This window comes from Streptomyces narbonensis (genome assembly GCF_014649015.1).
Lineage (GTDB): Bacteria > Actinomycetota > Actinomycetes > Streptomycetales > Streptomycetaceae > Streptomyces > Streptomyces narbonensis.
In genome coordinates this window covers 17,399-35,495 of sequence record NZ_BMSF01000006.1, presented here as the reverse complement: position 1 = coordinate 35,495, position 18,097 = coordinate 17,399, and the positions used below count along the sequence as shown (strand labels likewise).

The following is an 18,097-nucleotide window of genomic DNA, read 5'->3' as shown; positions in this document are numbered from 1 at the left end:
GGCCCCAGGGAATGGGCAGACCGGCCCTAGGGGGTGTCTTGCCGATCAGGCCGGGCTCGCGGGGTCTGGCCTGATCGGCAAGACACCCCCTAGGACACCGCCTTGTACGGCATGCTCAGCCGGGCCCTCATCCGCCGGTAGGCGCGCCAGCCCTTGGTCCGGGGCCCTTCGGGGAAGGGCGCGACCGGCGCCCCGGCGCCCCGGGTCCACTGCCGGAACCGGTCGCGGTCCGTGTCGGCGCGGACCATCAGCCGGGCGATGCGGAGCGGATCGTCACCCGTCGAGCTGAACGCGTCGCGCACCGCCGTCGCCGAGGTCCACCCGGCCGCCCGCACCTGCTCGCGCACCGCCGGGCTGGAATAGCCGTGTGGATAGGCGAACGAGGTGACCCGACGCCCGAGGAAGTCCTCCAACTCGCGCCCGCAGCCCGCCACTTCGTCCCACACGCGCCGGGCGGGCAGGGTGTCGAGCTGGGGGTGGGTCCGCGTGTGGCCGCCGACCTCCACGCCGTACTCGTCCAGTCCGACGAGCTGGCGCCAGCCCAGCATCCGCGACTCGGGCGGGAAGACCTCGTCCGGCAGCCCGCCGCCCCGGCCGCGCAGAGCGCCGGTGGTGACGTACAGGGTGGCGGGGAAGCCGAAGCGGACGAGCAGGGGAAGCACGGTCGAGTGGAAGTCGGCGAAGCCGTCGTCGAAGGTGAGGACCGCGGAGCGGGCGGGGAGCGGCGGGCCACCGCGCAGCGCTTCCACCAGCAGGCGCAGTGGCACGAGCCGCAGTCCGCTGTCCGCGATCGCCTCCAGTTGCTCGACGAATTCGCGCGGGGCGACCGTGAACGGCGCGATCCAGGACGGCGGGTCGGTCGACACCGAGTGGTACAGGAAGACGGGTACCGCGGGTACGGCGGGTACGGCGGGCGCGGCGGTCATGGCAGCCCTCCGTCCGCCCCTCCCGCTCCCATGTCCGCACGCGCTCCCGCGTCCGCACCCGCCGGGCGCCGGGCCCGGCCCACGGCGTACCCCGCCACGGTCACCCCGACCCCGCCGACGAGCGCCGAGGCCGTGCGCAGCCCGCCGGGGCGGCCGGGCCACAGCGCCCGTACGAAGGCGCGCGGGACCGTCGACCGCAGATAGGCGCGCTCGCTGGACAGCGCCGCACGGGTGCTGCCGAGCTGGGCGACGCGCGCCTTCGACAGTCCCTCGGCGTAGCACCGCGCGAGGAAGTACGCCCAGGTGGCGCGGGCCGCGGGCACCCGGTGGCGGACCGCGGCGGCGGGTTCGTGGAGCAGGACGGCGGACGGGCGGCGGGCGGCGACGCGCAGACACAGCTCGGTCTCCTCGCAGCCGAGGGGTCGCTTGCCCACCCGCCCCAGGTCGGTGCGGAAGCCGCCGGCGGCGATCACCTCGGCGCGCCGGAAGGACATGTTGGCGCCGATGAAGTTCCGTACGGGGGAAGTCCGTTCGGGCAGGCCCCGGTAGGAGCAGCCGACGACCCAGTCGAACTCGCGCGGGAACCACACCGGCCGACGGGTGACCCACCAGGGCCGGACCAGACCGCCGACGCCCACGACGGCCCGGTCGGCATAGCGGTCGAGGAGCCGCGTGGACCAGTCCGGGTCGGCTGCCGCGTCGTCGTCGAGGAAGGCGACGATGTCGCAACGGGCGGTCGCCACCCCGGTGTTGCGCGCGCCGGACAGCCCCTGGCGCTCGCGGTTCTCAAGCACGCGCACCCCGGGGAAGGCGGCGGACGCCCGCGCGTACAGCTCAGGGCAGTGGTCCACGACCAGCACGGTCTCCTCCACGGGGCGCCGCTGGTCCCGCAGCGACCCGATCGCCGTCCGCAGGTCGTCCCAGCGGTCGAGGGTGTAGGCGCAGACGACGACGGTCAGGCTCGGCGCGTCGGTCGGGGTCTCGGTGTCGATGTCGGTGCCTGTGTCGGTCTCGGTGTCGATGTCGATGCCTGTGTCGGTCTCGGTGTCGATGTCGGTGCCTGTGTCGGTCTCGGTGTCGATGTCGGTGCCTGTGTCGGTCTCGGTGTCGATGTCGGTGCCTGTGTCGGTCTCGGTGTCGATGTCGGTGCCTGTGTCGGTCTCGGTGTCGGTCTCGGTGTTCACGAGGACCTCCGTGATCCGGTCGTGAGCCAGCGCGCCCGCCAGATCACGAGCGGCGCGGCGAGCAGGCACATGGTCACCAGCCAGGCGACGCCCGCCCCGGTGATCCCCAGCGTCGGCAGCAGCAGCTTGGTGAGCCCCAGGACCAGCACGCACATCGCGAACTGCACGCCGACCGCCCACCGCAGCCGCCGGCGCGCCCGCCACACGTCGATGGCGAGGCTGACCAGGATGTTCGGCAGGGCGGAGAGGGCGAGGAGCCGCAGCAGGGTGGTGCCGTGCTCGGCGTACTCGGGGCCGAAGAGGGAGAGGATCTGCGGCGCGAGCGCGGCGACGAGGACGATGGCCGCGCCGAGGAGCAGTCCCGTGTGGCGCAGCATCCGCATCGTGTGCTCGACCAGCCGCTCCGGGCTGCTCACCGCCTCCACGACGAGGGAGCTGCCCAGGTTGCGGGCGATCAGGTAGAGCACGTAGCCGACGATCCAGGCGAGCGAGAAGTAGGCGCTCTGCTCGGCGCCGAGGTTGTTCAGGACGAGCAGCGGGACGACGGTGTACGCCGCCATGCGGAAGAGCGAGCCGGCGTAGTCGGCGGCCGCGTACCGCAGCGCCCTGGACGGCCGCTGTGCCTCCGTCGACACCCGTACGTGGTCGGGCACGGCACGCCGCAGCAGGACGTAGTTGGCGACGAGGAGGGAGACCGCGAGCGCCCCGACCCAGGAGAGCAGGATGCCGGAGAACAGCGCGAGGGCCGCGCCCACACCGAGCAGCCCCATCTTCACGCAGGCGAAGACGACGTTCTCGGCGACCACCCAGCCGGGCCGCCGCACGGCGGTCAGGGCTCCGTCCTGCATGACGAAGACGGCGTATCCGGCGGTGGCGGCGACGAAGCAGGCGGCGGTCACGGGGGTGAGGAGGAAGTCGAGGCCGGGGGCGACCCTGGGGACGAGCAGCAGGAAGCCGATGGCCACCAGGGAGCTGACGACGGCACTCACCGCGTAGCAGAGGAGGATCAGCCGGCGGGTGTGGTGGCCGGCGGAGGGCACGAACCGGACGAGGAAGTCGGAGAGGTTGAGCTGTCCGATGCTCGCCAGCAGCAGGGTCATGGAGAGGGCGGAGTAGCTGAGGCCCACGACCTCGTCGTCGTACCAGTGCGTGGCCAGGACCCAGAAGATCGAGCCCAGCGCGGAGCTGACGAGGGAGCTGATCGCGAGGAGATGCCCGTTGCGCAGGAGCGGGTCGCGGGGGAACACGGCGGCGACGCCGGACCGGACGACCGCACCGAGGGAGCGCCGCGTGTCGATGGGGCCCTGTGCGCCCGCGGCCGCGGGATCGGCGACGAGGGCCGTGGGGGTGGGGGTGGGGGTGGGGCGTGCGGTGCGCGGCTCGGTCATCGTGATGCGCCCCGCCTCCGGGGGCCGGGGGCCGCGAGATCACCGTGCCGGTGTGCGGTCCCGGTCCGCCGGCGCAGCCGTCGCTCGATCAGACGGCTGCGCAGGTAGCCGTACGGGCCGTAGAGCAGGCCGCGCAGCTCCAGCCGGGCGAGCCGGGAGGGCCCGGACTTCGGCCCGGACTTCGGCCCCGACAAGGGGCCCGACATGGGGCCTGGCTGCGGCCCGGACATCGGCCCTGGCTGCGGCCCCGGGCCCTGTCCCGGGCCCTGTCCCGCCCGCTCGCGGTTCCTGGCGATCACGTACCGGACTCCGCCCGGCAGCCGGCGCAGCAACGCGGGCAGCATGCGGGGTTCGTGGGCGAGCGCCCCGGCGAGGTAGGCGCCGAAGCCCGCGCCGTAGCCGAAGGCCTGGGCGTCGAGGGCTTCGGGGGTGCGCCGGTGCCGGTGCCAGACGATCGCGGCGGGCTCGTAGGCGAGGGCGCGGCCGTGGGCCAGCACCCGGAAGAAGGAGAGCAGGTCGTCGCCGCCGTGCGCGGGGGTGCCGACACCGGTGGCGGGGTCGAAGCCACCGAGCTCGTGCAGCAGTTCCGTACGGAACGCCATGTTCGCGCCGGAGCCGAAGCGGCCGGCGGTGAACGGGAACAGCGGGTCGTCGGGCGGGGCGCGCAGCGACCAGGTCCGGGGGGCGTACCCCTTCCCGAAGGCGCCGTGGCGCTCCAGCGCGACCTGTGCCTCGGTGTCCAGCTCGGCGGGGACGATGAGGCCGGTGACGCAGCCGGTGCCGGGGTCCGCCAGGAAGGGCGCGGCGAGCGCGGTCAGCCACAGCGGGTCGACGAGGGTGTCGTCGTCCGTGAAGGCGCTGATCGCGCCACGGGCGGCGGTGAGCCCCCGGTTGTGGGCCCGGGCGAGACCGGGAACGGGCTCGCGCAGATAGCGGACGGCGGGGCCGCGCCCCCGCGGGGACCCGTCGTACTCCCTCCGGACGAGCTCCTCCGTGGAGGTGTCCGACGGGGCGTTGTCCACGACGATCACCTCGAAGCGCGGGTACTCCACCGCCAGCAGCGAGTCCAGGCAGTCGCGGAGCATCCGGGCGCGGTTCCGCGTGGCCACGATGACGCTGATCGCGGGCGCCCCGGCGAGCTGCGGCGCGCGCGCCGGTGTCCCCTCGTCGATCGGGAAGTCCCGCCGCGCCGAGGCCGCGAGGGCCTCCCACAGCTCCTCGGGACCGTCGCAGGACGCCTCTGCCATCGCCACCGGCCGCCCGTGGAGCCGTACGAGACCGAGCGCGCGGCCCGTCGGCCTGGTCCAGGCCCCCCCGCCCGGGCGCCGGAACGCCCCGGGCTCGGCGAGGTCGATGTCCACGACCGGCAGCGGCCCCGACAGCGCGAGCGGACGGACGGCCACGCCGGTCACGGCGTGCTCCGCTCCCGAGGTGCGGACGCGGGCCGTCCGTTCGCCGGCTGACCGCTTGCCGGCTGACCGTTCACAGGTTGCCCGTTCGCCTGCTGCCCGTTCACGGGCCGCCCGTTCGCCTTCTGGGCCTGGGCGCCCGGACGCTCGGACAGGAGCGTGCGCAGCACGCGGCGACCGTCGGAGATCGCGTGCAGGTTGGACTGGCCGTTGCGGCGGGGCAGTTCGAGGCTCGGGACCTCGGCGATCCGGAGTCCGGAGCGCAGCGCGTGCACGATCATCTCGGCCTCGATCTCGAAACCGGTGGCGTGCAGGTCGAGTTGGTCGAGGAAGCTGCGCCGGAACGCGCAGAAGCCGTAGCAGAGGTCGGTCAGCGTGGCGTCGTAGAGCCGGTTCACGAGGGCGAGCAGGGCGTGGTTGCCGAGGCTGCGGAAGCGGGTGATGTCGAGCGAGCCGCCGCCCTCGACGAAGCGCGAGCCTTTGACGAAGTCGTAGCCGTTCTCCAGGAAGTGCACGAAGTGCGGGATCTCGGCGGGGGACATGCTGCCGTCCGCGTCCATCATCACCACGTAGTCGCCGCGCGCCGCGAGGAAGCCGGTGCGCAGGGCGTTGCCCTTGCCCTTGCCGCTCTGCGGGATGCTGCGGACGGTGGGCAGGATGCGGGTCGCCACGCGGACCGTGGCGTCGTGGGAGTCGCCGTCGACGAGCAGGACCTCGCCGACGCAGTCCGGGATCTGTTCGAAGACCCAGGGGATGTTGCGTGCCTCGTTGAGGGCCGGGATCACCAGGCTCACGGCGGGGCGGGTCGGCTCCTTGTCCTCGGCGCGCCGCATCGGGTGCGGGGGCGGGTCGGTGGAGCGGCGGAGCGGGTGGTCGACGGGCCGGGAGTCTGTGCTCCGCGGCAGGGTCGGGTAAGTGGTCATGATGGCTCCGGATCGAATCGGTGCACGGTCGCGTGGTGCTGTCGTGCTGGCGTGCTGCGGAGGCCGTCCGCCGGAACGTGGCAATCGGTGGGTTCCCCCTGCCGATGCACCATACGTTTACGACGTATATGTACACTTTATCCCTGGATGTCCCACGGTCAAGGCGGGCGCATGGCGATCGAGAAGGACCCCCCGGCAGGACCGCCCGAGGCGGGACCGCCCGAGGCAGAGAACCCCAAGGCGGAGAACCCCAAGGCAGAGAACCCCGGGGCGGAGACCCCGGCGCCCGGGCGTCGCGCGCCGGGCCGCCGGGCCGGTGACCACGGGCGCTACGGCCGGCTGAGCCGCGAGCGCGTGATGGCCACCGCCCTGCAGCTGGTCGACCGCGAGGGACTCTCCGCGCTGAGCATGCGCAGGACCGGCGCGGAGCTCGGGGTCGAGGCCATGGCGCTGTACCGGTACGCGGCGGGGAAGGACGCGCTGCTCGACGGTCTGGTGGAGGCGCTCTACACGGAGCTGGAGGAACAGCTCGCCGCCTCCGACGAGGCACCCGAATGGCGGGACGAGCTCCAGCGGATCGCCGCCGCGACCTACCGGGTCGCCCTCGCCCACCCTCACGTGGCCCCGCTCCTGGCCACCCGCATGCTGGCGGTCCCGCTCGCCCGCCGTCCGCTCGCCGTCCTCCGGGACCACGAGCGGATCCTCGTGCTCCTGCGGCAGGCGGGGCTGGACGAGGAGGCGACGGTCATGGCCTTCCGGGCCGTCACGGGCTGGATCCTCGGCTACGTCCTCGGGGACCTGCGGGCGATGGTCGACAACCCCGACGAGCCCGAACCCGCCTTCCGCCTCGGCCTGCACCGCATGCCGGCCCGCGAGCTCCCCTGCCTGCGCGCCGCCGCCCCGACACTCGCCGAGCACGGCGGCCCGGAGGGCCTGGCCGCCGGCCTGGACGCCCTCCTGGACCGCTTCGCCCCCGGGACGGGCCCCGCTACGGGGTGAGCCCGCGGACCAGCAGGTCGAGCAGCGCGCACACGAACAGGCTGACCCCGATGAAACCGTTCGTCGTGAAGAACGCCCGGTTCAGCCGGGACAGGTCGTGCGGCTTCACGATCGAGTGCTCGTAGCAGAAGGCCGCCGCCACGATCACGAGACCGGTCCAGAAGAACAGCCCCGCGTCCGTGACCAGGGCGTACCAGACGAGCAGACCCGTCGTCACGACCGCCGAGGCGCGGGCGCCCCACAGGGCGGCCGGGATGCCGAACCGCGCCGGCACCGACATGACCCCGCCGGCCCGGTCGGCCTGCACGTCCTGGCAGGCGAAGATCAGGTCGAAGCCGCCGATCCAGATGCCGACCGCGAGGCCGAGGATCACCGCGTCCCAGGACCACTCGCCGCTGACCGCGAGCCAGGCGCCGATCGGCCCTATGGCCTGGGCGAGACCGAGGATGGCGTGCGGGAAGTTCGTGAACCGCTTGCCGTACGGATAGACGACCATCGGGATGACGGCGAGCGGCGCGAGCGCCAGGCAGAGCGGGTTGAGCAGGGCGGCGGCGCCGAGGAAGACGACGACGGCGATCCCGGCCCCGGTCCACGCGGACCGCACGGACACCGCGCCGGTCACCAGCTCGCGCCCCGCCGTCCGCGGATTGCGGGCGTCGATCTCGCGGTCGATGATCCGGTTGCAGGCCATGGCGAAGGTCCGCAGCCCCACCATGCACACCGTCACCAGGAACAGCGTCCACCAGTGGATGTTCTTGTCGAGCTGGAACATCGCGGTGAGCGAGGCGATGTAGGCGAAGGGCAGCGCGAAGACCGAGTGCTCGATCATCACGAGACGCAGGAACGCCTTCGTACGCCCCGGATCAGCGCCCGGTACTGCGGCCGTGGTCACAGCCCGTACTCCTTCCAGCGGCGGTCCACGAGGGCCGCCGTCGCCGGGTCGGACTCCACCATGTCCGGCCAGCCGCCGTCCCGGGTGTAGCCCTCCTCGGGCAGCTTCTTCGTCGCGTCGATACCGGCCTTGCCGCCCCAGAACTGCTGGTAGGAGGCGTGGTCGAGATGGTCGACGGGCCCTTCGACGACGGTCAGGTCGCGCGCGTAGTCGGTGTTCCCCAGCGCCCGCCAGGACACCTCGTGCAGGTCGTGCACGTCGCAGTCCTTGTCGACCACGATGATCAGCTTGGTCAGCGACATCATGTGCGCGCCCCAGATGGCGTGCATGACCTTCTGCGCGTGCTTCGGGTACTTCTTGTCGATCGAGACGATCGCGCAGTTGTGGAAGCCGCCCGACTCCGGCAGGTGGTAGTCGACGATGTCCGGCACGATGATCTTGAGGAGCGGGAGGAAGAACCGCTCGGTGGCCCGCCCCAGCGGCCCGTCCTCGGTCGGCGGCCGGCCGACGACGATCGACTGGAGCAGCGGACGCTTCCGCATGGTGATGCAGTCGATCTTCAGCGCGGGGAACGGTTCCTGCGGCGTGTAGAAGCCGGTGTGGTCGCCGAAGGGACCCTCGGGCAGCATCTCGCCGGGCTCCAGCCAGCCCTCGACGACGACCTCGGCGTTGGCCGGGACCTGGAGCGGGACGGTCTTGCAGTCGACCATCTCGATCCGCTTGCCCTGGACGAAGCCGGCGAAGAGGTACTCGTCGATGTCACCCGGCAGCGGTGCCGTCGAGGCGTACGTGACGGCCGGCGGGCAGCCGAAGGCGATGGCGACAGGCAGCCGCTCGCCCTTCGCGGCGGCGACGGCGTAGTGGTTGCGGCTGTCCTTGTGGATCTGCCAGTGCATGCCGATGGTGCGCTTGTCGTGCCGCTGGAGCCGGTAGAGCCCGAGGTTCCGGACGCCGGTCTCCGGGTGCTTGGTGTGCGTGAGCCCCAGGTTGAAGAAGGAGCCGCCGTCCTTGGGCCAGGTGAAGAGCGCGGGGAGCAGGTCGAGGTCGACGTCGTCCCCGGTGAGCACGACCTCCTGCACGGGCGCGGCGTCGGACTTCACCTTCTTCGGCGGCACGTGGACCATCGAGCCGAGCTTTCCGAAGGCCTCGCGGATGCCGACGAAACCCTGCGGAAGCTCGGGCTTCAGCAGCCCGCCGATCTTCTCGCTGATCTCGCCGTACGACTTCAGGCCGAGGGCCTTGAGCAGCCGGCGGTCGGTCCCGAAGACGTTCATCGCGAGCGGCATCGAGGAGCCCTTGACGTTCTCGAAGAGAAGCGCCGGGCCTCCTGCCTTGTTCACCCGGTCGACGATCTCCCCGACCTCCAGGTACGGGTCGACTTCGGCCTTGATGCGCTTGAGGTCGCCTTCGCGCTCCAGGGCCCTGAGCAGCGAGCGGAGATCGTCGTAAGCCATAAGGGCCAGTATCGGTCACCGGCTACCCTGGACCTGTCACCGGGGCCGCCGAAACGCGCCTCCGCCACCGCTTCCAGGGGGCTGTCCCACATGCTCAGGGCGCTGTTGTACATCCTGCCGCTGGCGCTGACGATCTACGCCTTCATCGACTGCCTGAACACCCCGGAGGAAGAGACCAAGCACCTGCCGAAGGTGGTCTGGGTCATCATCATCCTGCTGTTCTGGATCGTCGGGCCGATCGTCTGGATCTTCGCGGGCAAGGCGCGGCGCCCGGCCTCGGCGCGGGGCGGGTCGGGCGGCTGGGTCGCCCCCGACGACAACCCGGAGTTCCTGAAGTCCCTGAAACAGCAGGACGGCGCGGACGACGATGCCGTCCTCAAGGACTGGGAGGCGGACCTGCGCCGCCGCGAGGAAGAGCTGAAGAAGCGCGAGCGCGACGAGGACACCGAGAAGTGACGGGGCGCGGGGGAGGCAACGGAGCCCGGGAAGTGACGGAGCACGGCAGGTGATGGAGCTCAGGCTTCTCGTCACCTTCGAGAAGGTCGCCGACGTCCTCTCCTTCACCCGGGCCGCGGCCGACCTCGGATACGCCCAGTCCAGCGTCACCGCCCAGATCCGCTCCCTGGAGACCTCCCTGGGCGTCGACCTCTTCGAGCGGCTGGGCTCCCGCATCCGCCTCACCGAGGCCGGCGAACGCCTCCTCCCCTACGCCCGCCGGATGACCGAGCTGGCCGAGGAGGCCCGGGCGGCCGTCGCGAGTGCGGGCGACCCCTCGGGGACGATCGCCGTCGGCACGATGGAGTCGCTCACCTCCTACCGGCTGCCGCCACTCCTGGAGTACTTCCACCACCGCTACCCGAAGGTGCGGCTCACCCTGCGGCCCACGCTGGGCGACGCGACCCGGCAGGCGCTGCGCCAGGGCACGTACGACGTGGGCTTCCTGATGGAGCCGGACACGGAGCACGAGGGCCTGGAGTCGGAGGTCCTCGCACCCGAGCCGCTGGTCCTGGTGGCCGGCCCGGGCCACCCTCTCGCGGGGCGTACGGGGCTGACCAGCGCGGACCTGGCGGCGGCGCACCTCGTGGGCACCGAGCCGGGCTGCCCGTACCGCGACCTCTTCGAGGAGGAGCTGCGGGAGTGGGCGCCGCCGTTCATGGAGTTCGGCACGATCGAGGCGACGAAGCGGGGCGTGACCTCGGGCCTGGGCGTGGCGCTGCTCCCCCGCGTGGCGGTCGCGGAGGAGCTGGCGTCGGGCGCCCTCGTCGCCCTGGACTGGGAGGCCCCGTTCACGCTCTTCACGCAGCTCGCGTGGCGACGGGGGAAGCGGCTTCCGGCGCATGTCCGGCTGTTCGTGGAGCAGGCGCGGCGACTGGTGTCCGAGCAGAGCCGGCCAGCGTGACCTTGAGGCTGGCGAGGACGATGAGCGGGACGCCGAGCGCCTGCACGATCCCGATGTGGTGCCCGTACACGGCCCAGTCGACGCCCATGGCGACGGCGGGATAGGTGAAGGCGAGAACGGCGATCTTGGCGGTCGGCAGCTTGGCGTAGGCGGCGTACATCAGGACGTACATCAGACCGGTGTGGATCAGCCCGAGCCCCGCCAGCCACGCCCACCCGGCACCGAGGCCCGCCGTGGCGGAAAGGTCCGTGAAGGGCAGCAGCAGAGGCAGCCCGACGAGGACCTGGACGAGTGCGACGAGGTGCGGCCGTATGCCGGTGATCCGCTTGGTGACGAAGGTCGCGAGGGCGTAGAGCACGGCGGCGGCGAGGGCGAAGCCGAGCCCCTTGAGGGAGGCGGTGTCCCCGGGCCGCACCCCGGACACGAGCACGAGCCCGGCGAAGGCGACCGCGAGCCACCCGAGCTTCGCGCCGGAGATCCGCTCCCGCATGAACACCGCCCCGAGCAGCACGAGGAAGAACGGCTGCGTGTGGTAGACGACGGTGGCGAGGGAGATCGAGGTGGCCTCGTAGGCCTCGAAGAGGAACACCCAGTTGAAGACGATGAAGACGCCACCGAGCGCGGCGAGCCCCAGCTTCCTCGCGGTGAACCCGTGCCCGGTGAAGAACCCCCGGGCGAGGCTGTAGGCCCCGAGCGCGGCGGCCCCGAAGAGGCACCGGAAGAACACGACCTCGAAGGGCGACGCCCCGGACTCGACGACGAAGACGCCGAGCGTGCCGGAGAGCACCATGGCGAGGGTGAGTTCGACGGTTCCCCTGGTCTCGTTTCTCATGACGACGACGCTACGAGCGGCGCCGATCCCGGTCCACGAGCCAGTGACCCGTCCTCCCGATGCCCCCCATCGGCGCGGCCGATGGACACCCCGTCGGCCAAGCCGATGAGGCTCCGGGCCTACTCGGCAACGGGCAGGGACTCCCGCAGCGCGTTCGCGGTGGCGGCCGGGTCGTAGCCGACGGGGACGCCCTCGACGAGAACGATGTCGGCGGGCATGTGGCGGTACCTCAGCGGCGCGATCTCCTGGTACGCCGGCGAGTCCCACCATGCCCGCGCCTCGGCGATCCCGGGGAACCCGATCATCACCACGGCCCCCGGCCACTCCCCCTCCTTCACCTCGTGCACCGCCCCGTGCACGAGGAAGCAACCGCCGAACGGCTCGAAGGTGCCGGGGATGCGCTCGATGTACTCGACGACCTCGGCGTGCGGGGTCTCGGTGTTCAGCTTCGCGATGGCGTAGGCGGTCATGGTGCTGGTGTCCTTCCGGTCGGCCGGGCTGGTACGGAACCGATCGTGACACCGACCCGCCGCGACGGTCGATGACCTCCCAGGTAATGCCCCCGGGTCTCTAGCCGGCTTCCAGAGCGACGAGGAGCCTGGTCCGCAGGAGCTGGGCGGCCGGGGGGTGCTGGCCTCGGCGGGTGATGAGCCCCAGCCGGGCGTGCGTGGCGGCGTCGGTGAGCGGGACCGTCCGCAGGTCGGCGCCTCGCGTGGAGGACGCGCTGAGCACGGCGACACCCGCACCGCGCTCGGCGAGACGGAGCACGGTGACCGGAGAACTGGCGTCGATGTCCACGCGCGGGTCGAGACCGAGCCTGCGGCAGGAGTCCTCGTAGGCGGCGCGGATGCCGGTGCCTGGGGAGAGGCAGAGGATCTTCTCGCCTCGCAGGTCGCCGAGGCGCAGGTCCGGCCGGTCGAGGGGGTGCCCGGCAGGGACGGCCGCGGCAACCGGCTCGTCGACGACGACGCTCGCCTCCAGGCCTTGGGCGACGGTGCCCGAGTAGCCGATCAGGGCGAGGTCGAGAGAGCCGGCGAGGACCTGGGCCTGGAGGTCGTCGGAGTAGCCCTCGTGAAGGCTGACCTCGATGTCGGGGTGGGTGCGGCCGAGGTCGGCGACGGTGTCGAGGAAAGCCGGGATCGAGCAGCCCATGATCATGCCGAGACGGACCCGGCCGCGGACGGCATCGGCGAACTCGCCGGCGGTGTGCTTGATGGCCTCGAAAGCGGCGAGAGCGTTCTTCGCAAGAGGAAGAACGGCTTCACCAGCCGGGGTGAGGCGGATGTGACGGCTGGAGCGGTCGAGCAGCCGCTGCCCCAGTTCCGCCTCCAGCTTGGCCACTTGGGTGCTGATGCCGGACTGGCTGACATGCAGTCGGTGGGCGGCAGCTGTGAAGGTGCCCTCATCCACGATCGCGGCGAAGTAGCGCAGCTGATGCATCTCCATATCCAGTAATGATAGATGCCATCTGATCCATCTGTTGGACGGATCGATCGGAGGGCTGGAGGATGAAGGCATGACGACGACGAGGACTGCGCGAGAGCTGGCCGAGACCTACTTCACCGCCTGGGAGGCGGGCGATTTCGACACCGTGCGGGGGTTGCTCGCCGAGGACGTCGACTTCGTCGGAGCGCTGGGCACGGCGTCGGGGGCAGAGGCGGCACTGGCCGGGCTGAAGGGGCTCGGCCAGGTGCTGGAGAAGATCGACGTGAAGGCGCGGGTGGCGGAAGGCGGCGAAGTGATCACCTGGTTCGATCTGCACACAAGCGTCGCACCGCCTGCCCCGACGGCGAACTGGATGCACGTGGACGACGGGAAGGTCACCCGCATCCGGGTGACCTTCGACCCCCGCGAGCTGCTGGCGGGACTCACGACGCGGAACTGAGCGGGAAGCCGGACACCCCTAGGGGTGTCCGGCGTCGTCGGAAGCGCGGCCGCCGCAGGTAGGTCCGTTCCGGAGATCGGGTCCCACTTGCCGCGCTCCCCCTCGCCCGGCCGGCCCGTCAGCAGATCTCACCCGGCGCGGCCACGACAGCCCGCAGCAGGTCTCGCACGAGATCGAGATCGACGTCCTCCGGCTTACGGAACCGCAGGCAGCCCTTGCCCATGTCCCGGCCGGCCAGCCGCTCCTCGAAAGCCTCCCGGACGTCGCTCCTCATGAGGTAGAAGGAGATGTACTGCTTCTGACTCGCGAAGGCGATCTCGGCGGCGCCCTCCCGCACGTACGTGGGCATGCCGTACGCCATGACCTCGTCGAACCCCTTGAGTTCGGCCCGGCACAACCGCCGCAACCCGGCCAGCGCGTCCCTGCGCCCCTCCGGCACCTCGGCCAGATAGGCGTCGACGTCTTCCGCACTGCTCTGCACCATGCGGCGAGCCTATGGCTCACCCATGGCAGAGGCACCCGCACACGAGGTAGCGGACCCCCTGTACGCCGCTGTCGCGGGGCACGTGGTCCCGGCAGCGGTCGTGGCGGCCGACGATGCAGCGGGGCGACCGGTACTCCGGCTCGGGTGGGGCCGTCAGGGCGCGGGTCAGCAGGGACACGGTCACCGCGTCGGCGATCTCCGGTGTCACCCACCAGCCGTCACCCGCCCGATCCCGGTGCGGACCGTCGTGCCCGGCGGCGAGCAGACAGACCGAGCCGCCCCACACCGGCCGCACCACTTCGGCGACGTCGAACACGGACCGCCGCGCCCCGCAGCGGCTCATCGGGCGCTCCCGGCGTGGATGTTCCGCTGGTCGACGTCCACCCCGACCGTGGCCAGCCACAAGGCTCGCCGGCGCCTGCGCTGCTCGGCCCGCAGGTAGGGCCGCTCCAGCGGCGACCGGGACCCGTCGAGGAGCTGCGCCTGCTCCTGGGCGTAGGGAGACCGCCGGGCGGGCGCACGATGCCGGGGTGCGCGCGCCGGCGCGGCCGGACGGGGCCGGTGCCGGCCGGTGGGCGGGAGGGTGAGCATGAGCAGCCCGAGCAGTACGGGGATCAGCGCCCTGCCGAGTACGCGCGCGATAGGGTTCCGCACGTCATCAACTCCTTGGAAGTTGGTGGCCATGCCCCGGGACCGGTAGGACGGTCGCCGGGGTCTTCGATTTCGTGGCCACACCCTCGTGCGCACTACACAGTGCTACATAGCTACGTAGCTAGATCCATCCGAACGTGTCTTTGTATGACTATCTACTGTTGACGTATGAGCCTTGACCCCAAGTCGGGACGTCCGCTGTACATGCAGCTGGCCGACGTGATCGCGGCGAAGATCGCCAGCGGGGAGTACGCCCCGGACCGGATGGTTCCCGCACCGGCTCGCCTCGCCCAGGAGTACGGCATCGCCGTACTGACCGCCCGAAGGGCCATGCAAAAGCTCGCCGAGCACGAGCTGATCTACACAGTGCCCGGCAAGGGCTCCTACGTCATGCCCACCACCGGGGAGGCCGCCGCTCCCAGCAATCCGGGCACTCCTCCCATGGATCAGGAACTGGCACGGCAATGGCTGACCACCGCCCTCGACGAAGCCCGTGCCGGGCTCGGCGAAGGCGGCATCCCCATCGGGGCCGCGCTCTACGGGGCCGACGGCGCGCTCCTCGGGCGGGGGCACAATCGCCGCGTACAGGACGGGGACCCCTCCCTGCACGCCGAGACCGCCGCCTTCCGGGCCGCCGGGAGGCAACGTTCGTACCGGGGGACGACGATGGTCACCACCCTGTCGCCGTGCTGGTACTGCTCCGGTCTCGTCCGGCAGTTCGGGATCTCTCGGGTCGTCGTCGGCGAGGCCGAGACCTTCCACGGCGGGCACGACTGGCTCGCGGCGCACGGCGTCGAGGTGATCGTGCTCGACGACCCCGCATGCACGTCCCTCATGCGGGAGTTCATCGCCGCGCACCCCGCGCTCTGGCACGAGGACATCGGGGAGGACGCCCCCTAGCAGTCGGCCCCGCCTAGAGCGAACATCCTTGGATACGGGGCCAGTTGCAGGAAAGCTGAGAGGCCACGTCCCGGATCCCGGAGGTCCCGCATGAGCGCCGAGCACGCGAAGCACACCGACACCCTGTACGAGGCCGTGGGCGGCGCCGAGGCGCTGCGGCGGCTTTCCTCGACGTTCTACGAGGGCGTCCTGGCCGACCCCCTCCTCGCGCCCGTCTTCGCCGACTTCACCGCCACCCACGTGGAGCACGTCGCCGTGTGGCTGGCGGAGGTCTTCTCGGGGCCGGCCGGCTTCACCGCCGAGCACGGCGGGCACCAGGCCCTGCTCCGCGCCCATCTCGGGCTCGGCATCACCGAGGAGCAGCGGCTGCGCTGGATGGAGCTGATGACGGCCGCCGTGGAGAAGGAGCTGCCGGACGACGCCCTGCTGCGCCGCAGGGTCGTGGAGTACTTCGACTGGGGCACGCGGATCGCCAAGGACGTCTCCGCCTCGGCGCCCGGCACGGACCTCGGCGACCCCGGCCCCACCCCGCGCTGGGGCTGGGACGGCCTCGCCTGACGCGCCCGCTCCCCGCGGGGAAACCTCCCGCCGGCCCGCACAGCAACCTCGCAAAGGCTGGCGTGTTCCCAACACCCTGTCGATATCCTGAACTTGACGATGTGACGGGGCACATCTCGTGGGGTAGCAGGGGGAAGCAGGGGGGTGGCGGGTGGACAGGGAGCTCTACGGCCGCGAGGCGGTCCTGCACGACAGCGGTCTCGTCGCACGGCTCAGCGGACTCACCCGGCACGGCGCCGCGCGGGTCGCGTACGAGCACGGCGACGATCCGCCGGTCACGGTGTTCACGGGCGGGCGCGGCATGGGGAAGACCGCCCTGCTCAAGGAGGTCCGCAACCGCTACAAGGGCTACACCCCGCTCGCCCTGCTCGACTGCGCGCACGTCGAGCCGCCCGCCGACCACGGCCCCGGCTGGAGCGAGGTCACCGGCGCGCTCACCGAGCTCGCCGTACAGCTGTCGCCGAAGGTGCTCGCCGCGAAGCCCGTGCAGTTCCCGCGGCTCTCGCTCGGGCTCGTCGCCGTCGCCTCGCTCGGCTGGTCCCAGGAGGACGACGAGCGGGCCAGGAACGACCTCCTGCGGCTCGGGCCGCTGCTCGCGACCGTCGACGCGACGAAGGGCGCCGCCGGGAACTGGGTCGCCAAGGTCCTCTCCAAGCTGGCCGCCAACTTCGCCGAGGCCGCCGCCCCGATGGCCGGGGTGCTCGCCGAGGCGACCGTGGAGACCGTCCTGGAGGAGGTCTTCGGCCGCTTCCAGCGGGCCTCCGAGAACTGGTACGGCAGCTATCGCAACGCCGGCGGCCGCGGCAAGGCCGGTCTCCGCCAGCTCGCGATCGACTTCGAGCAGGGCGGCCGGCGCCGCCGCGAGGCCGAGGACTTCCTCGTCGGCGCCCTCACCGAGGACCTGCTCCACGCCTATACGGGCCTACGGCGCGGCACCCGCATCGGCAGACCGGTCCTGCTCCTCGACAACGCCCACGAGCAGCTCGGCCGGCAGCTCGTCGAACCGATTCTGCGGGCCCGCGCCGACGGACGCCGCGACCGCGTCGTCGTCCTCGCCGCCTCCCGGGTCCGCGAGCACGAGGGGCTGCGGCATGCCACCAGGACCCGGCTGCCGGAGACCGCGCACCGCGCGCCCTGCCCGCGCGGGACGAGCGTCGGCTCCGGCATCCTCGCCGTCGAGCTCACGCCGCTCTCCCCCGCCCAGACCCGCGCCGCCTTCGACCGCCAGGACCCGGCCGGCCGCACGCCCGCCGAACTGTCCCGCGCCGTCCACCGCCTGACCGGCGGCCGGCCGCTCGGCGTGGCGCTCCTCGGCCGGGCCGCCGGCGAGGCCCCGGCGGAGCTGCGGTCCGGTCTCACCCCGGGCGGGCTCCTCGACCTGACGGTGGAGCTGCGCGAGGACACCCCGCCGGTGCCCGTGGCCCCCACCCTCCTGGCCGAGCTGCTCCCGGTGCGCCGCCCCGGCCCGTACGCGGTGCTGGCCGCCACCCACGACGAGGAGTCCGCGCGGGTGCTCGCCCACGCCCGGCTCCAGGGCGAGTCCCTGGACGGGGACGTGGCGCTGCGGGTCCGCGACCGGCTCCGCTCCGAGGACTGGCAGGAAGGCCCGCGCCACTTCGTCGCCGACCCCCTCCTGCGCGCCCTGCTCCTGCACCGGCTGCGCTTCGAGGACGCCGACGAGCCGCGGTACGCGGCCTGGCGCGCGGTCCACGAGACCCTGCACCGGCACTACGGCCCCGAGCCCGGCCCGTACCGCCTCCACCACGACCTCGCGCTCGGCCGCACCGAGGAAGCCGTCACCCACCTGCGGGTCACCTTCCCCGAGCAGGACGTCCTCGGCTGGCTCGGGCGGCTGCGGTTCGTCGCCGCCGCCCCGTACCCGCGCGAGCGGAACCGGCCGGGGCCCGACCCGCGCCGGGCCGTCGCACTGGGGCAGGCCCCGGCCGGCGAACTGCCCTCAGGACTCGACGCCGACAGCACCGAACTCCACCTGTCCTTACGGCGCTTGCTGCACGCCGTATGGCTGCTCACCGATCCGCTCGCACTGCCCGACGACGATGTCGCCGACCGGCTCGCGCACGAGCTGCGCAGGCTCTCCGGCCGCCATCTGACGGGCAGCGGTTCACTCTGGGACGCGGCCACCCACTGGCCGCGCGACATCCGCGCCTGGCGGGAGCTCTCGCTGCCGCCCGGCCGCGAGGACGGAGTCTGAC

General features: G+C 72.3%; 20 protein-coding genes and 1 pseudogene. 8 read left to right on the top strand and 13 right to left on the bottom strand.

The annotated features are described in order from the left end of the window. Positions 1 to 89 precede the first annotated feature (89 nt). From IE124_RS12850 to IE124_RS12830, 5 genes are read right to left on the bottom strand one after another with little or no spacing between them, the layout of a single operon-like run. Positions 90 to 926 carry a polysaccharide deacetylase family protein gene (locus IE124_RS12850; protein ID WP_189507858.1) on the bottom strand — a complete coding sequence of 279 codons (837 nt, stop codon included), beginning with the start codon at positions 924 to 926 and terminating at the stop codon, positions 90 to 92. Beyond that, positions 923 to 2,110, bottom strand: coding sequence for a glycosyltransferase family 2 protein (locus IE124_RS12845; protein WP_229832414.1), 1,188 nt, complete (start codon positions 2,108 to 2,110; stop codon positions 923 to 925). Before IE124_RS12845 ends, IE124_RS12850 begins: the two co-directional genes overlap by 4 nt. Next, positions 2,107 to 3,498: a lipopolysaccharide biosynthesis protein gene (locus tag IE124_RS12840; RefSeq protein ID WP_189507857.1), complete on the bottom strand. Its 1,392-nt coding sequence runs from the start codon at positions 3,496 to 3,498 to the stop codon at positions 2,107 to 2,109. Before IE124_RS12840 ends, IE124_RS12845 begins: the two co-directional genes overlap by 4 nt. Beyond that, positions 3,495 to 4,910, bottom strand: coding sequence for a glycosyltransferase family 2 protein (locus IE124_RS35360; protein ID WP_268246721.1), 1,416 nt, complete (start codon positions 4,908 to 4,910; stop codon positions 3,495 to 3,497). The genes IE124_RS12840 and IE124_RS35360 overlap by 4 nt, the downstream gene beginning before the upstream one ends. Continuing rightward, the gene (locus IE124_RS12830) at positions 4,907 to 5,830 is read right to left on the bottom strand and encodes a glycosyltransferase family 2 protein (RefSeq protein WP_229832413.1); all 924 of its coding nucleotides are present in this window, start codon (positions 5,828 to 5,830) and stop codon (positions 4,907 to 4,909) included. Before IE124_RS12830 ends, IE124_RS35360 begins: the two co-directional genes overlap by 4 nt. A 171-nt stretch (positions 5,831 to 6,001) precedes the next feature. Between IE124_RS12830 and IE124_RS12825 the strand changes: the two genes are divergently transcribed. Continuing rightward, the gene (locus IE124_RS12825; RefSeq protein ID WP_229832412.1) at positions 6,002 to 6,829 is read left to right on the top strand and encodes a TetR/AcrR family transcriptional regulator; all 828 of its coding nucleotides are present in this window, start codon (positions 6,002 to 6,004) and stop codon (positions 6,827 to 6,829) included. Here IE124_RS12825 and mqnP read toward each other — a convergent pair. Continuing rightward, complete coding sequence (mqnP, locus tag IE124_RS12820) at positions 6,819 to 7,721, bottom strand: menaquinone biosynthesis prenyltransferase MqnP (protein ID WP_189507856.1); 903 nt, start codon at positions 7,719 to 7,721, stop codon at positions 6,819 to 6,821. The genes IE124_RS12825 and mqnP overlap by 11 nt on opposite strands. Beyond that, positions 7,718 to 9,175 (bottom strand): menaquinone biosynthesis decarboxylase, encoded by a 1,458-nt coding sequence (locus tag IE124_RS12815; protein WP_189507855.1) that lies wholly within the window; start codon positions 9,173 to 9,175, stop codon positions 7,718 to 7,720. Before IE124_RS12815 ends, mqnP begins: the two co-directional genes overlap by 4 nt. 90 nt (positions 9,176 to 9,265) lie before the next feature. On the opposite strand from IE124_RS12815, the gene IE124_RS12810 reads away from it, so the two are divergent. Both IE124_RS12810 and IE124_RS12805 read left to right on the top strand, forming a co-directional pair. Next, positions 9,266 to 9,631, top strand: a complete 366-nt coding sequence (locus IE124_RS12810; protein WP_189507854.1) for a PLD nuclease N-terminal domain-containing protein — start codon at positions 9,266 to 9,268, stop codon at positions 9,629 to 9,631. 52 nt (positions 9,632 to 9,683) lie between these two features. Continuing rightward, positions 9,684 to 10,574, top strand: coding sequence for a LysR family transcriptional regulator (locus tag IE124_RS12805; RefSeq protein WP_189507853.1), 891 nt, complete (start codon positions 9,684 to 9,686; stop codon positions 10,572 to 10,574). On the opposite strand, the gene IE124_RS12800 is transcribed toward IE124_RS12805, so the two are convergent. From IE124_RS12800 to IE124_RS12790, 3 genes are all read right to left on the bottom strand, one after another. Further along, a complete protein-coding gene (locus IE124_RS12800) occupies positions 10,471 to 11,406 on the bottom strand; it encodes a DMT family transporter (protein WP_189507852.1) in 936 nt (311 codons plus the stop codon). The two genes, IE124_RS12805 and IE124_RS12800, sit on opposite strands and share 104 nt — an antisense overlap. 119 nt (positions 11,407 to 11,525) lie before the next feature. Further along, complete coding sequence (locus tag IE124_RS12795; protein WP_189507851.1) at positions 11,526 to 11,876, bottom strand: DUF1330 domain-containing protein; 351 nt, start codon at positions 11,874 to 11,876, stop codon at positions 11,526 to 11,528. A gap of 100 nt (positions 11,877 to 11,976) precedes the next feature. Further along, positions 11,977 to 12,852, bottom strand: coding sequence for a LysR family transcriptional regulator (locus tag IE124_RS12790; RefSeq protein ID WP_189507850.1), 876 nt, complete (start codon positions 12,850 to 12,852; stop codon positions 11,977 to 11,979). 70 nt (positions 12,853 to 12,922) lie between these two features. On the opposite strand from IE124_RS12790, the gene IE124_RS12785 reads away from it, so the two are divergent. Beyond that, positions 12,923 to 13,291, top strand: coding sequence for a nuclear transport factor 2 family protein (locus tag IE124_RS12785; RefSeq protein WP_189507849.1), 369 nt, complete (start codon positions 12,923 to 12,925; stop codon positions 13,289 to 13,291). 118 nt (positions 13,292 to 13,409) lie between these two features. Here IE124_RS12785 and IE124_RS12780 read toward each other — a convergent pair whose 3' ends face one another. Genes IE124_RS12780 through IE124_RS12770 form a run of 3 tightly spaced genes read right to left on the bottom strand, consistent with a single transcriptional unit; the run spans position 13,410 to position 14,429 of the window. Further along, positions 13,410 to 13,775 carry an iron chaperone gene (locus IE124_RS12780; RefSeq protein ID WP_189507848.1) on the bottom strand — a complete coding sequence of 122 codons (366 nt, stop codon included), beginning with the start codon at positions 13,773 to 13,775 and terminating at the stop codon, positions 13,410 to 13,412. 16 nt (positions 13,776 to 13,791) lie between these two features. Then, complete coding sequence (locus IE124_RS12775) at positions 13,792 to 14,118, bottom strand: hypothetical protein (RefSeq protein ID WP_189507847.1); 327 nt, start codon at positions 14,116 to 14,118, stop codon at positions 13,792 to 13,794. Next, on the bottom strand, positions 14,115 to 14,429 hold the full coding sequence (locus tag IE124_RS12770) for a hypothetical protein (protein ID WP_189508172.1): 315 nt from the start codon (positions 14,427 to 14,429) through the stop codon (positions 14,115 to 14,117). Before IE124_RS12770 ends, IE124_RS12775 begins: the two co-directional genes overlap by 4 nt. 165 nt (positions 14,430 to 14,594) lie before the next feature. Here IE124_RS12770 and IE124_RS34840 point away from each other — a divergent pair. The 4 genes and pseudogenes from IE124_RS34840 to IE124_RS12755 form a co-directional block, all read left to right on the top strand. Then, positions 14,595 to 14,804: pseudogene (locus IE124_RS34840) on the top strand (GntR family transcriptional regulator); the annotation flags it as partial. 63 nt (positions 14,805 to 14,867) lie between these two features. After that, on the top strand, positions 14,868 to 15,326 hold the full coding sequence (locus IE124_RS34835) for a nucleoside deaminase (protein WP_229832452.1): 459 nt from the start codon (positions 14,868 to 14,870) through the stop codon (positions 15,324 to 15,326). Between the two features lie 90 nt (positions 15,327 to 15,416). Further along, positions 15,417 to 15,884, top strand: coding sequence for a group II truncated hemoglobin (locus IE124_RS12760; protein WP_189507845.1), 468 nt, complete (start codon positions 15,417 to 15,419; stop codon positions 15,882 to 15,884). 151 nt (positions 15,885 to 16,035) lie between these two features. Continuing rightward, positions 16,036 to 18,096: a hypothetical protein gene (locus IE124_RS12755; protein ID WP_189507844.1), complete on the top strand. Its 2,061-nt coding sequence runs from the start codon at positions 16,036 to 16,038 to the stop codon at positions 18,094 to 18,096. Position 18,097 lies beyond the last annotated feature (1 nt).

Coding starts and splice junctions, on each gene's coding strand:
- IE124_RS12850 (WP_189507858.1), bottom strand. CDS start 926: ATGACCGCCGCGCCCGCCGTACCCGCCGTACCCGCGGTACCCGTCTTC.
- IE124_RS12840 (WP_189507857.1), bottom strand. CDS start 3,498: ATGACCGAGCCGCGCACCGCACGCCCCACCCCCACCCCCACCCCCACG.
- IE124_RS12830 (WP_229832413.1), bottom strand. CDS start 5,830: ATGACCACTTACCCGACCCTGCCGCGGAGCACAGACTCCCGGCCCGTC.
- IE124_RS12825 (WP_229832412.1), top strand. CDS start 6,002: ATGGCGATCGAGAAGGACCCCCCGGCAGGACCGCCCGAGGCGGGACCG.
- IE124_RS12815 (WP_189507855.1), bottom strand. CDS start 9,175: ATGGCTTACGACGATCTCCGCTCGCTGCTCAGGGCCCTGGAGCGCGAA.
- IE124_RS12810 (WP_189507854.1), top strand. CDS start 9,266: ATGCTCAGGGCGCTGTTGTACATCCTGCCGCTGGCGCTGACGATCTAC.
- IE124_RS12805 (WP_189507853.1), top strand. CDS start 9,684: ATGGAGCTCAGGCTTCTCGTCACCTTCGAGAAGGTCGCCGACGTCCTC.
- IE124_RS12800 (WP_189507852.1), bottom strand. CDS start 11,406: ATGAGAAACGAGACCAGGGGAACCGTCGAACTCACCCTCGCCATGGTG.
- IE124_RS12795 (WP_189507851.1), bottom strand. CDS start 11,876: ATGACCGCCTACGCCATCGCGAAGCTGAACACCGAGACCCCGCACGCC.
- IE124_RS12790 (WP_189507850.1), bottom strand. CDS start 12,852: ATGGAGATGCATCAGCTGCGCTACTTCGCCGCGATCGTGGATGAGGGC.
- IE124_RS12785 (WP_189507849.1), top strand. CDS start 12,923: ATGACGACGACGAGGACTGCGCGAGAGCTGGCCGAGACCTACTTCACC.
- IE124_RS12780 (WP_189507848.1), bottom strand. CDS start 13,775: ATGGTGCAGAGCAGTGCGGAAGACGTCGACGCCTATCTGGCCGAGGTG.
- IE124_RS12775 (WP_189507847.1), bottom strand. CDS start 14,118: ATGAGCCGCTGCGGGGCGCGGCGGTCCGTGTTCGACGTCGCCGAAGTG.
- IE124_RS34835 (WP_229832452.1), top strand. CDS start 14,868: ATGGATCAGGAACTGGCACGGCAATGGCTGACCACCGCCCTCGACGAA.
- IE124_RS12760 (WP_189507845.1), top strand. CDS start 15,417: ATGAGCGCCGAGCACGCGAAGCACACCGACACCCTGTACGAGGCCGTG.